The sequence below is a fragment of the Paenibacillus sp. TSM33 genome (assembly GCF_056099025.1).
Genome location: NZ_JBLZXB010000018.1, coordinates 76886 through 90051, shown reverse-complemented (window position 1 = coordinate 90051; position 13166 = coordinate 76886). Strand labels below are relative to the sequence as shown.

Annotated in this window: 9 protein-coding genes; 7 read left to right on the top strand and 2 right to left on the bottom strand. The window is 46.4% G+C overall.

Annotated features, from left to right (window positions below; all coding sequences use genetic code 11):
• Genes ACN6NF_RS19385 through ACN6NF_RS19375 form a run of 3 tightly spaced genes read left to right on the top strand, consistent with a single transcriptional unit; the run spans position 1 to position 3348 of the window.
• Complete coding sequence (locus ACN6NF_RS19385; protein WP_474319135.1) at positions 1 to 1254, top strand: polysaccharide biosynthesis protein; 1254 nt, start codon at positions 1 to 3, stop codon at positions 1252 to 1254.
• Positions 1251 to 2477, top strand: coding sequence for a glycosyltransferase family 4 protein (locus tag ACN6NF_RS19380; RefSeq protein WP_474319134.1), 1227 nt, complete (start codon positions 1251 to 1253; stop codon positions 2475 to 2477). The genes ACN6NF_RS19385 and ACN6NF_RS19380 overlap by 4 nt, the downstream gene beginning before the upstream one ends.
• Positions 2437 to 3348, top strand: a complete 912-nt coding sequence (locus tag ACN6NF_RS19375; RefSeq protein WP_474319133.1) for a glycosyltransferase family A protein — start codon at positions 2437 to 2439, stop codon at positions 3346 to 3348. Before ACN6NF_RS19380 ends, ACN6NF_RS19375 begins: the two co-directional genes overlap by 41 nt.
• On the opposite strand, the gene ACN6NF_RS19370 is transcribed toward ACN6NF_RS19375, so the two are convergent.
• Positions 3316 to 4020, bottom strand: coding sequence for a response regulator (locus ACN6NF_RS19370; protein ID WP_474319132.1), 705 nt, complete (start codon positions 4018 to 4020; stop codon positions 3316 to 3318). The two genes, ACN6NF_RS19375 and ACN6NF_RS19370, sit on opposite strands and share 33 nt — an antisense overlap.
• 45 nt (positions 4021 to 4065) lie before the next feature.
• On the opposite strand from ACN6NF_RS19370, the gene ACN6NF_RS19365 reads away from it, so the two are divergent.
• Genes ACN6NF_RS19365 through ACN6NF_RS19355 form a run of 3 tightly spaced genes read left to right on the top strand, consistent with a single transcriptional unit; the run spans position 4066 to position 10722 of the window.
• Positions 4066 to 4512, top strand: coding sequence for a hypothetical protein (locus ACN6NF_RS19365; protein ID WP_474319131.1), 447 nt, complete (start codon positions 4066 to 4068; stop codon positions 4510 to 4512).
• Positions 4509 to 6242 carry an ATP-binding protein gene (locus tag ACN6NF_RS19360; RefSeq protein WP_474319130.1) on the top strand — a complete coding sequence of 578 codons (1734 nt, stop codon included), beginning with the start codon at positions 4509 to 4511 and terminating at the stop codon, positions 6240 to 6242. Before ACN6NF_RS19365 ends, ACN6NF_RS19360 begins: the two co-directional genes overlap by 4 nt.
• A 52-nt stretch (positions 6243 to 6294) precedes the next feature.
• Positions 6295 to 10722 (top strand): hypothetical protein, encoded by a 4428-nt coding sequence (locus tag ACN6NF_RS19355; RefSeq protein ID WP_474319129.1) that lies wholly within the window; start codon positions 6295 to 6297, stop codon positions 10720 to 10722.
• A gap of 40 nt (positions 10723 to 10762) precedes the next feature.
• Here the strand turns inward: ACN6NF_RS19355 and ACN6NF_RS19350 are convergent, their stop codons facing one another.
• Complete coding sequence (locus tag ACN6NF_RS19350; protein WP_474319128.1) at positions 10763 to 11458, bottom strand: response regulator transcription factor; 696 nt, start codon at positions 11456 to 11458, stop codon at positions 10763 to 10765.
• Between the two features lie 161 nt (positions 11459 to 11619).
• Here ACN6NF_RS19350 and ACN6NF_RS19345 point away from each other — a divergent pair, with 161 nt between their 5' ends.
• Positions 11620 to 12975, top strand: a complete 1356-nt coding sequence (locus ACN6NF_RS19345; protein WP_474319127.1) for a sugar phosphate nucleotidyltransferase — start codon at positions 11620 to 11622, stop codon at positions 12973 to 12975.
• The last annotated feature ends 191 nt before the right edge of the window (positions 12976 to 13166 follow it).

Below are 13166 nucleotides of genomic sequence, written 5' to 3'. Positions count from 1 at the left end.
GTGAACAACCGATTGCGTTCGTTGATGTTTCCCCTCTTTAATGTGCTGCTTAACGGATTTAATTTTTTCTTCCACATTGCAGCGAGCTGGTATCTTACCGGACAAGCCTATGGTCAAGCGAACGCGCTGTTGGCGCTCTTTGCACTGTTGTCCGTATTGGGCTTATCCATCCAACTATTAACCGCCAAGCTGGTATCCAAGGGTGACCAGAAGCTTCCGCTACGCAGCCTACCGCTCGGTTCCCTATTACTAAAAGCACCTCTAGTGCTAACTTTGCTTGCCATGATCATTTTACTTTGCTTTCATCCGTTGCTGCGCTCGCTATTGGGCGTTGAGTCCGGTCCGCTGTTCATGCTGTATGCCTTGATCGGATTGCATATTCTGGTGAGTTCGTGCCGTGGAGATTTACAGGGGAGGGAACGCATGCTGGCGCTCAATGTGAATTATTACATTGAGGTATTAGGGAAGCTAAGCCTGTTTTTTGTCCTGGCTGCACTAGGGTTAAAGCTGGAAGCCCTACTATTAGCGAGCTGTGGGGGAATGCTGCTGTCATTGCTTCATGGCTGGATCGTTTCCGTCCGAGGCTTGTCCTTTTTCACATACGGTGGAGAACGTATCCCTGCTGGGCTATGGAAGTCACTCGGTCAGGATTTCACCGATAGCCTTATGACGAATTTATTCATTCTGTTTTGTATTTCCATCGACATGTTGTATGTGCAGCATTACTTTCCTAAGCAGGCCAGCAGCTATGCCATTGCACTGAAGTACAGCCAATTAGTCTATTACGTTTCGTACAGCCTGATTGCTGCCTTTATTCCCAAAATCGGTGCGCAGGGACATGACCGCCAGGCTCTGGGCAAGTTAATTGCAATCTATGCTGGGTTAATGGCTGTAGCCGCGCTGTGTGTATATGTGGGCACGACCTATATATTCCCACCCTCTATTCCCGCATTATTTGGGGTCTCTTACCAGGCGGCTGAGGCCTATATTCCATGGGGAGGCTGGGTGTATTGGCTTTTTTCCATCGTGCTGTTTTTTGTGCATGTGCACGTATTGGTGGGCAGACGCACCTTTATGTTCAGTCTGATGGCGGGAGCCGCAGCTTTATTAGTAGCCTTTCATATGGCTCACACAGACCCGATCGATTTTTTGCTATCGGAGTTCATTGTGTACGGTGCTATGTCTCTCTACTTTGTGGTAGATGCCTATATGTATTTGTTCAAAATAAAGATAAGGGGAGGAATCACCCCATGAATACCATACTTGAACAGGACGATAAAATCGTAGTTCTATTGCTTTCCTGGCGTGACATTCGTTCTCCGAAAAGCGGGGGAGCAGAAATTTTCACCCATGAAATGCTTAAACGCTCACAGCAAGGCCGTTTTCAGTTCATTCATTTCTCACCCCAATTTGAGGGGATGCCTGAGCATGAAGTCATTGACGGTATTACGTATATTCGAAAAGGAAACATATACAGTGTTATTTATTATGCGATGCGCTATTACCGTCGTCATCGGCAGCAGATTGCCTATGTAATTAATCAAGCGAATACGCATCAGTTTTTTACCCGATTTTGGGTGGAGGCATCCAAGCGAATTTTTTTCATACATCAGCTAACAAGAGAAATATGGTATGAAAATGCCAGGTTTCCGCTAAATATGATTGGATTTCATATGGAGCCCCTCATGCTTAAGCTGGCACGGAAGGATCGGACGCTCACCGTATCCCCGTCTACCCGGTATGATCTGCTTAAGCTGGGATTTCATCCGGATCGTGTTCATCTTTTACCGGAAGGCATTGAGTTTGATCATTGGCCGCGTGAACAATTTTTGACGAAGGAGTCTAACCCGACCTTTATGTATGCCGGACGCTTTGTTAAATATAAGGGCATTGATCTGGTCGTTGAAGCCTTTGGGCGGCTCAAGGAAAAGTTCCCTCAGGCTATGCTATGGATTGCCGGAAAAACCGATAAAACCTATGTGACAGAACAATTATTGCCGATTATAGAACGGTATGGATTGACATACGGAGAACCGGATGAACAGGGACAATCGCAAGTCGATATTACCTTTTACGGATTTGTTTCAGCAGAGTATAAGCTGGAGCTGATGAGCCGTGCCCATGCACTCGTATTTCCTTCCCTGCGTGAAGGCTGGGGGTTGACAATTACCGAAGCGGCAGCCGTTGGAACACCCAGCATTGTCAGCAATTCTCCCGGTCTGGTGGATGCGACGGATTTCGGAAAAAGCGGATATTTATGCTTTCACGGCGATATTCGGGGATTATCCGAACAAATGGAAAGAGCAGCAAAGGGTGGCGAAGATTATATGGCTATCCGTGAACGAGCGTATCAATATGCGCTTGGATTCCATTTTGATCATACAGCTGCCGCGTTTGGGCAGTTGATGGAGAATTGGACAGAGGAGGCGGAACAGAGTGGACAAAGTGGTCATTCTCTTCTCCACGTACAACAATGAACGTACGATAGAGCCTTGTTTGCGAAGCTGTATAGGGCAAAATTACAAGGATCTGCATATTGTAATTGCCGATGATGGCTCCAATGACCGGACGGTTGAGACGATTCATATGCTGTCAGCAGGAAGTTCGGTCCCCGTAACAGTGCTAGAGCTTCCTCATGGAGAGCGGGGAGTTGCGAGAGTCAGGGCAGTCGAGGAAGCGAAACACTTGGGGGCCGAATACATATTTGTATTGGATTCCGATATGATTTTAGCCGAACATCTGATTCAGCAGAGTATAGACTTTTTTGACGATCATCAGGATATTGGCGCCTTGGTTGTTCCGGAGGAGGCATATTCGGAAGCAAATAATTTTTTCTCCAAAGTGAAGGTTTTCGAGCGTAATGTAATCAACAACGCGGGAGAAACCTTGGGAAAACGCTCCATTGAAGCTGCACGCTTCTGGCGAATGAGCGCTTACGAATCAACAGGCGGATTTAATGCGGAGCAGATTGCTTTTGAGGAAATACAGCCGACCTTGCGCTATATAGAGTCTGGCGGAGTCATTCGCCGGGCGGTATTTACACGGGTATATCATGATGAAAAGCAGGTATATCTGCAGGATGTATTACGTAAAAAAGCTTACTATTTCTCGGTGATGGATCGTACGATGTCATCTGAAGAGGGTGGATTGCGAAAGGCGCTGGAACGTTGGTACTTCTTCCGACCGGTGTTGTATACATGGGGGAATGTGAAAAATTACATCCGCCATCCGCTGCTGACGGCGGGGATGTTGTGGATGTATACCTGCCTGACTGTGATTGGGGTAGCCGCCGTGTTAAAGGGCGGCACCCGCCACTCAGGCGATCTCGCTAAGGCGGATAAGGCGTAACGATGAATGTCCGAGGGTTAGTGTATCCAACGAGTACAGGTCGGGATCGGAAGATTCCGGCTCCTCATACGGTATATATAATGAATGCGGAGTTAACTGAATACCTTCACCATCAGGATGACGCAGTGAGCAGCCGACAGGATACAGCTCAGCAAGTGCAATGTGTACGGCGGTTACGACATCTTGTTCATTCAGCAGTACATACGGTCGGTACGGAGCATTCAAAATGCTGTTTATAAATTCCGATAGGTCGGACGCGACGTTCTGGTCTGCATACAGGCTGTTTCGATTGAGTCGGGCCTGATCAAGCGCCTCATACAGTATCTTTTTTAGCGTATCATCATCCAGCTCAAGCGGTTTCGTCAAAAAACGGAACACGCCGACTTGATTAATTGCCGATAAAATAGACTGTGTATGCAGGTGACCAGACAAAATGATGCGTACAATGTGCGGATAATCCTTCTTAATCATACGAAGGAACGTAATTCCGTCCAAACCAGGCATAAGCAGATCGGAAACGACTACATCAATCGGGTACTTTTCCAGCACTTGCAGAGCTTCTTTAGGCGTGTGAGCGGTATGTAAGGTGAATGTTTCTTGCGTCAATGTCCGTTCAAGCAGGGACAGAACCATAGGACTGTCGTCAACAAATAGAATGTTTTGGGGTGTCATAAGAACTGCGCAACTCCAATCAGGAAGTAAGAAATGAGGAACTACATGTATAATATCAGCGTTTTGGCATTTTTAAAAGATGTCAGTACAGAACGGGCGTTACGTCTTTTTTGTGAACGATTTGATTCGGCTGAACATGCGCTCTGGGAAAAAGGGATGCGTCTTCTTCACCAATATCATGCTGTGCGGCATACAGGGGTGACCCTGGCTGTCTCCAGCGCACTTCAGCATATGGACGATCGTCATGATATTTACGTTGTTGATCTGAGAGCATACAGCGAGGAAGAGTTGGATCGTCTATATATCGCAAAAACATGCGAGTTGATTTTGCTGACGGACGGGGCAACGGAAACCGCTGTGAGGTTTGCCGCACTCCAGCGCCGCACTCCCCGACTACTGTGCGCACGGCTACCGCTGGTCAGCTACGAGCTGGAATGCCTGATGCAAGCGATTTTGAGCCGTCTTGAACAAAATGGAGGGGGCAGGGCATGAAGCAATGGGCTTTGTTGAAACCAAGTTGGCAAAAGCTGATCCTGTACCTGATGGTTTTGTGTGTGACAGTGTTCTTGGCCGCTTTACTACAATGGTTTGTCATGCGGCAATTCAGCGGTCACTTGGCGGAGATTCAGAACGAGCAGCTCCAGTATGAGGTGCAGGAACTGTCTGGCAGCATAACGGAGCGTTATGCCGCATGGCAGGCCGAGCTGAAAGAGCTGTCGTCCAGTTTGGGCAGAGAGATGCTGAATCAGGGAACACGCCAGTATGCTGAGGGGTTTAAGCGTGAGAGCGAGTCTTTTTATGTGCTGGATGAACAGTATCATGTGATGGTCGGACGTGACAATCGTGAGATGAAGAGTGCAGTCCAGCAGATTAAATGGCTGCAAAATGGTTGTGCAGTAAGCTCTTTTGTGACTGAGGATCATCAGCCTGTCCAGTACATAGCGTGCAGGATTCAAGCGGCGAAGACGGGCGGTTTTATGGTGCGTACAGTTGACGCTGAAATGCTTAGTGGAATTGTAAAAAGTAAGCCGGTGAATCAGCATGAGACTTTATTTTATAACGGTCAATTCAAGATCGTGGCTTCCCGAAATATTCGGGATATCAACCGGACGGACATCACGAGTGTAACCCGTAGGCTGCTGGAGGGTAATACGGGTATCGTTGAAGATCGTGGAGAGAAATACGGAATAGGATTCAGCCGCATTGGGGAAGAGGCCCTTTACATATCGGTTAAGGATATCAGTCAGGACACTGCCCAGCGTATTAGCGCCTTTCGCAAACAGTTGTGGATGGTGATGGCTCTAATACTCATGATTCTGTGGGCTATGCTCTTACAGTTCCGCAAACGGATTGTGAAAGATGCCATCGTGAACAATCAAGTGCGTGACCAACGGCGGGATGAAGATATGCGACAGCAGCAGGACACGTATTATTTGCCGTTAATGCAGACGATTGAGCAGCAGTTGCAAGAGCTGCAAGAACAGACTATCCGTCTCACAGGCGGCGATGATTTAAAGCTGTTGGGATTTTATCAAGATCTGGCCAACCGCTTTGAAGTGTCTTCCAGTCAGGGAAAAGGAGCATCTCATGAGGAATTGGAGTATTTCCGCGAGCTGAATGAAAATTTCATCCAGGGTCGTCTCAGACAAGAATCCTCACTAGGAGAGTTACTGACAGGCGTTCGTAGCTTGCGTGATGAGCTGGAAGAGAAAATGCATGATAATAGCGGAATTAGCTTCACCGATATGAATGAGGTATTGTCCGAATCGCTGAAATGGGCGAACCGTTCACTAAATATGAAGCACATTCAAGTAATCTTGCGGCAAGAGCCAGTTCCATCCATTGTAGCACAAGCACCCATGCTGTACAAAACAATTCAGGGGCTGCTGGAAAATGCCGTGCAGGCCATGAACCAAGATGGAGAGCAGCTGGGAGATCAGGAACGGGGCCGAACGGGTCTGCGGTCCAAGCGGCAATCTCACATGCTTAAGGTTAGCTCGCGGCTGGAAGAAGCTGAAATTGTGATTATCATTGAAGACACAGGCGGCGGAATTGATGACAAGATGCGTTGGAGCTATTTCCAGCCAGACTATTCCCAAAACGCACAGGAGCATACGTTCAGCCTGTATCACATGGATGCATATCTGAAGACTATAGGTGGTCGCTTAAAGCTGCGTAACACCGATCAGGGATTGCAGGCCATCGTTCATTTGAGAAGATAGATAGGCCCGAGATAACCAACAGATACAAGAGGTTCAAGAGAGGGGGAAAAGCATGAAAAAGTGGATATTTCGCTACCGTTACGATATGGCGGCAATCCTATTGATGCTGGCTGCGATTGTCGCATATCTTGCCCCCATCTATGGATTAGGACAAATCGTATTCAGTGACATTGCCTTTGGAGCCACCTCTCATCGGTATCTGGAGGAAATAACCGGGGTATGGAACGAACGATGGTCTACCTCGACCTTGTTCAATGCTCCACGTATCCTGTACATCTTGCCCTTCTATGGACTTTCACTATTATTTGACGAAAGCGGCCCGGTCTTGCTCAAGTCGTTTATCACAGGCTTGTTATTTGTTTCGGCATTTTCGATGTATGCCTTTGCCAAGCGACTGGTCAGCGTGTATTATTCACCAAGCTTTACGAAAACCCGTATTTTTGCCATCATGGTTGGCTCGTTGTTTTATGCGCTGAATCCATGGGTTATTTTTCGCATCCAGCATATTTATTTGCTCTGTGGGTATAGTTTGTTTCCGTTAATGCTGCGATTCTTTTTCAGTGCGGTGGACCCCAAGTTTCAAATTCAACAAATTAAAAACTATCATCCCCATAAGTTGTATCAGCGGAACTGGATTGACCTGTTCCTGCTGGCTGCGGTATTCACGGTTAGTGCTGCGGCCATTCATTATTTTTTCTTCGGGATGATTTATTTGGGATTGTTCACCATGTTGCTCCTGCTCAAACTGACCTGGACCCATCGTAAGGCCGGGCGCGCCTATTTACAGCCCTTATACAGTAATTTTTTGCGTAAAGGCATGATTTTTGGCGTGTTTTTCGGACTGCTTAGTTTTTATTGGTTGTCCCTGTATGTAGGCAGCATGTTGATGGACGCCCAAGCGTCTCAGCATAATATCAACGTTGTGGATACGTTGTCTCTGTTCAGCCGTAACAGCAGTTTATATAATGTGGGTTATTTACTGAGCTATTGGTGGCCCATGTTCTCCTTTTCCTCACTGCCTGCGATGTTTTATGTAGGTGGGGGATTCTTATTGCTATTGATCGGGTACGCGATGGTGACACGTTCACATAAAAATCCGATCATTCTGATCTTCTCGCTCCTTACGCTGTTATTTATGGTTGCAGCGACTGGAACGACGTTTCCGTCCATTGCCAAGTGGTTTGTTATTCTGGTTACGAAAACCCCTGTGATTGGTTCGGTTTTCCGTGATCCTAACAAATTTATTGGTCTGCTTTCCCTTAATTTCGGTGTGTTGCTGACCTTTGGCGTCATTCAATGTATGGAATGGTTTGGATCATCGCCGCTACAGCGTGTGTATAAAAAGCTGGCGGTTGTTATCGTCGTTTTGTGCCTGGGCGTATATTTTGCTTCCTTGCGTACCCAGTTCATTGAGGGGTACTACAAGCCGGTACAAGTGCCGGAGGCTTATAGTCAAATGGCTGAAAAGCTGACTGACCCAGATCGTTTTGACAGCAAGGCACTGTATTTTCCAATTGCCGATAATATGATTCAAAGCTATAACGGAGTAGCGACGCCCAAATGGAATAAAGGCAAGACGGCCACCGAGAAGGCAACTGGAGATTTTCAGGTATACTCTTCTCCTAAAAATACGATCTTTCATCATGAAGGCAATGATCCCGGTATCACATACTATATGAATTTTCTGCAGTATGTCATGGACAACGGATTAAGCTCGCGATTAGGCTGGTTGTTCTCTACTTTTGGGGTCAACCAGTTGGTTTACCATGACGAATATGAGGGACAGGAGAAACGACAGGATTTTCACCTGTCTCAATTGGAAGGTCAGACCGGGCTGAAACGCACGTACAAGAACGACTTGTTTTCCATATTCAATCTTGATCAGGCACCGCCCTATATGAATATCCTTGCAAGTAAAATTGTGACACCTTACGGATTTAGCCGACTGGAGAGCTACAGTCATCTGCCTGGTTTTGATTTCAGCCGTTTTGGCGTGCTGTTCAGCGCGCTGAAGCCTGAGTTAAACACCATTCAAACGGTCAACAAAGGGGATTATGTGGAGGCTGCCTCCTTTAATGACTTGCTGTTGTCACAGCTCCCGGCAGAGGATTACTTGCGTCCTTTTGATGCCATTGAGGATGGTAATGCATTCTTAAAATGGTCCAAAACCTTTGCTTCAACCAACGATTGGCTGTGGTATTTATCCTCCCAAAATATACGGAACTTTCCGTTTGATATGGAAATGGATGCAGGGATTGCGGTCACCTTTGCCAGTAAGAAGCTGGATGTGGCACCCTATCAGATGAGCAGTATTGAAGGCAAAACGGTGCTTGATTTTGACTCTATGCTGAGAACGGAAACCTTTTTCAAGCCTGATAATCCACAGTTGTTCAGTGTGCAGGCTAACCCCCGAGAGGAATCGAACGACGTGCCGACTCTGCATGGTGAGATTATGAAGGGAGATCCGAGTAATATATGGCAGGTTGCTAGATCGGGATTGCTAGAAGCCAAGGAAAATAATCCATATCAGTTCCATATCACCGTTTCTGGTCGTGGGACGAACAAAATGCATGTAAAAATGAGGTTTTATGATAAGCAAATGCGTGAGCTGGGGGTTAGCTATGTCGTGGCGCCTTCAGAGGGATATAATTTTGACAGTGTAAAATTTTACGGGGAATACGTCTCGCCGCCTGGCAGCTATTGGATGCGAATGGATTTGTTAACCCTCCAGCGTCCGCAGCAAAAAAATTACTGGTGGATTCACGATATTCAGCTGCGTGATTTGGGGAAATACAGCAAGCCCAACACGTTTACGATGCATAAAAAGATGGATCAGCTTCAAACCTCGCATGTATATGCTAGAGTGTTCATGAATAAGGCAGGCGGGAAATTACAAGTCACATTGCCGGATGGAGTGGCTAACATCAAGACCCGTGATGAGGGATTAAACCAATTTCAATGGGTTGATTTGGGAGAACATGTTTTTGCAAAAGGAGATAACCCCGTCACGGTTAATAACCTGCAAGGCTTTAATGCGGTTAATCAATTTGCGATTGTTCCTGTGGATCAACTGGATCGGTTATCTTTTCCGGTGGAGCAGGCATTGAAGAGGGGCAAGCTCTTTTTCACCTTGGAGGCAGAGAACGATTTTAACGCCCAAGGGAATGTGCAGACGGAACGTGCATTACCGAGACTTAGTATGGGGCGGGGAATCAGCTATCAAAAAGGGACGTTAAGCAGAGAGGTGGAAATCGCCAAAACAGGAACCTTTAGCACAGCAATTTTGGCTAATCTACCTGCCGGCTACAAAGGATCATTAACCATGAAATGGACGAATGAAGAAACTGGAAAAGTACTGAACAGAACGATTCGTACGGGTGAGTCGTATAAGCAGTTACCCGCTACCTCATTATCCGAAAATCAGGTTATTGAAACGGTGCCTAATCAGGATGGTTTTGCCAAGAAAATCATACAAATTCCCGGTCTGCTGAACGACTATGGCCGGGTCGAATTTAGGAATCTGTTCTTAACCAAGGGAAAATATCGCTTAACCCTTGTACTGGACAGTCAGGTGCCGTCATTGAGCCGTTTTGCAGATATTCATCGAATGGGCGGGCAGGAAGTGACCGTAATACCTGAGCAGGACACGAAGGAATCATTGAGCACGGATGTCGGATGTGTAGCAGATATTCGACCTGGCCAGACGGATTTGTCCATCAAGGACAAAGAACTATCTATTCATTACGCGCCTAGCTATTCCTGTGACTGGAATATTTATGCGTCCCAAAAAATGAAGGCGGAACCCCTACAAGAGTATGCTGTGCAGTTGGATGCACGGTCAGAACAAATTGGAAGTCGGCACATGAAGGTCATTTTCTTAAATAAAGCGTCCCAGGTTCTTCAAACCTCCTATATTGATGAGGTGGAGGAGAGAGATAAGGAGCAATGGAGTCATTATGATCAGATTGTGAAGGCTCCGGCAGGAACTGCCATGATGCAGTTTCAGATTTTGGCGCATGCGCACAAGAAGCAGCCGGGCTTTTTTCAAATGAAGCAATATTCTATCATCCCTTATCAAGCGATGATTACAGTGGATCAATTTACGCTGTTTGAGGGAACGGATATGGATACCTTTTTTATGGCACCACACGTTGCGGAAAGCATTCAGGCTACTCGTGAAAATTCCATGGAACGTAGTTTTACGCTATATAATCCAATGCATCAGCAGGTGCTGATTCGGGAGACAGAATCACCCAATCCACTATGGGAGTTCAGGCTGGGTAGCGAAAATCAGCGAGCGCGTCTGTCTGTGAATGGGGTAACTACCGGATTCATAACGAATGGCAGCGGAAACGGTAAGGTTGTCATTATTCTGGCTACAGCCTACCGTTTTGGCTGGGTATTGTTTGTCATAGGGATAGGGGGTGGAGCAGCTTGCTTTCTTCCTTATCGGCGATGGAATAAGCGGAAAATTCCATAAGAAGCAAGCTGCCCGGAGGGAAACAGGCGCCACTATATGACTACATCTCGTATTTGTAGCCTCTGCCCCAAACGGTGCGGATATGCTGAGGGTTTTTAGGATCACGTTCAATTTTTTTGCGGAGGCTGGAGATATGTACGTCGATGGTACGGTCCAGATAAGCACCATCTCCGCCTTTGACCCGATCCATCAGCTCGCTACGGGTAAAAACTTTCCCTGGATTGCAGGACATTTCTTTTATAATAGAAAATTCGATGTGAGTAACTTCGATTTCCTGGTCATCAACCAACAGGCTATGACGGTAATCATTGACCCATACTCTTACCTTTTTAAGTTTTTGGGTTATCGTTTGTGATTCAGTGAGCATGTTGCTGCCACTGCGGCGCAGCAAGGCTTTGATCCGGGCATTTAGCTCCCTCAGACTGAAGGGCTTGCATAAAAAGTCATCTGCTCCATCGTCCAGAGCCTTTATTCTTATATTCAGCAGGGTGTTATTAGAGATGACGAGCACAGGAACCGTGGTAAATTGACGGATGTGACTGATCAGCTCAGATTCGACTTTACCGGAAAACATTAGCGCGGTCACAATAATGTCCGGCTTAAAGTGCATTAATGTAGGAATTGCGATTTTACAATCATAAATTAGTTCAGTATGATAGCCTTCCTCCTGAAGATGAAGAGCAATCATATCAGCCAAACTTTTTTGATCTTCGATGATGAGTATTTTTATAGGCATGACTGACATCTCCTGTACGGACAAAGATACCATTAACATGGCATAACTATGTATTTTCTACGATGATACATACTTAAGTATTCGGCAAAAGCACGAAAAGCAAACAGTCCAATTATGTAAGAAAAATATGAATTTAAAGGAAGAAGGTTGCATCTTTGCGAATGATTTTATTATCCGGAGGTTCGGGTAAACGTCTATGGCCCTTATCCAATGTCAACCGCCCCAAGCAGTTTCTCTCCATCCTACGTCATGACGAGCGGCCGGAAAGCATGCTGCAACGGATATGGAGGCAGTTAGATGAGGCGAATTTGGCAGATCAAGCCTATTTCTCTACGAGTGGAACTCAGGTTGAGCTGATTCAGGGGCAAATTGGCGGAGACGCTGTAGTGATTGAGGAGCCGACTCAGCGGGATACCTTCCCGGCCATTTCCCTGGCTACAGCTTACTTGCATGACATTGCAGGTGCATCACGTGACGAGATCGTGGGGGTCATGCCAGTGGATGGCTATACGGGGGATGAATTTTTCGAGCATCTGAGCAGGCTGCCTTCGATATTAGAGCAATCAGGAAGCCATATCGCATTGATGGGGGCTGTTCCAACTGAGCCCTCGGATAAGTATGGATATATTGTGCCTTCAGCTCCTTTACTTGACCAGGAATATTATAGAGTGAGTTCATTTGTAGAAAAGCCTGATCTGATCCGATCCGAAGCCTTAATCCGTGAAGGAGCCCTATGGAATTGTGGGGTGTTTGCCTTTAGCCTCGGCTTTTTATTAGATGTGTTGGCGCAAATGGGGTTACCAGCCGATTATGAATCACTTTCGACAAATTACGCAGACTTGCCTAAAACCAGCTTTGATATCGCAGTAGTAGAGCACACTCGTAAGCTCTCCGTGCTTCCATATCATGGTGAGTGGAGGGACTTGGGGACGTGGGATTCGTTGGTGCGGGAAGTAAGTTCAAAACTGAGTGGCCCCGGGTATATTTCGGAAGCATCACACGACTCGCATATCATCAATGAACTGGAGATTCCGGTTAGCATCTGGAATGTCCCAAACATTATTGTTGTTGCTGGGCCGGATGGCGTGCTGGTTACGGATCGACAATCGTCAACGGGGATTAAGGATATGGTGGCAGAAATTGAAATTGGCCCGCGTTTTGAGGAGCGCTTTTGGGGGAAGCAAACGGTCTTATCCCATCAACAAACGGGAAGCGGGTTACAAACAATCACCAAACGTGTTGTCATTTCGAACGGGAGATTTATCAGCTATCATGAGCATCAGTTTCGAAAAGAAGTTTGGACCATCGTTTCAGGAACCGGAAGCGTCTGTATCAATGGGATGACACAGACAGTCAGCCCTGGTATGGTCATCGTTGTAGAACCTGGTACCAAGCATTTTATAGGTGCAGTAGAGGGAGATTTGGAATTCATTGAGTCACAAATCGGACATATCGTATCCGAAACAGATATTATCCGATATGAATTTCCTGATTCGATGGATGCTCGCATTGTATAAGGGGCTCAGAATATAGGAATGAACGGGGAAAAACGAGGTACATCCGAAGCCAGTGAAGAGCGCTAGGAACTATTTTTTAATCAAGTTTAATGATTTCGACATTATTAATAAAAGGTATTCATGCGTTGCTCGCTTGAATACCTTTTTTTGCATGAACAACTCGTATTGTTCTCAATGAATTGGATAGAAAA

Excerpts from the sequence above, each read along its gene's own strand:
- ACN6NF_RS19380 (WP_474319134.1), top strand. The coding sequence starts at position 1,251 with ATGAATACCATACTTGAACAGGACGATAAAATCGTAGTTCTATTGCTT.
- ACN6NF_RS19370 (WP_474319132.1), bottom strand. The coding sequence starts at position 4,020 with ATGACACCCCAAAACATTCTATTTGTTGACGACAGTCCTATGGTTCTG.
- ACN6NF_RS19365 (WP_474319131.1), top strand. The coding sequence starts at position 4,066 with ATGTATAATATCAGCGTTTTGGCATTTTTAAAAGATGTCAGTACAGAA.
- ACN6NF_RS19360 (WP_474319130.1), top strand. The coding sequence starts at position 4,509 with ATGAAGCAATGGGCTTTGTTGAAACCAAGTTGGCAAAAGCTGATCCTG.
- ACN6NF_RS19355 (WP_474319129.1), top strand. The coding sequence starts at position 6,295 with ATGAAAAAGTGGATATTTCGCTACCGTTACGATATGGCGGCAATCCTA.
- ACN6NF_RS19350 (WP_474319128.1), bottom strand. The coding sequence starts at position 11,458 with ATGCCTATAAAAATACTCATCATCGAAGATCAAAAAAGTTTGGCTGAT.
- ACN6NF_RS19345 (WP_474319127.1), top strand. The coding sequence starts at position 11,620 with ATGATTTTATTATCCGGAGGTTCGGGTAAACGTCTATGGCCCTTATCC.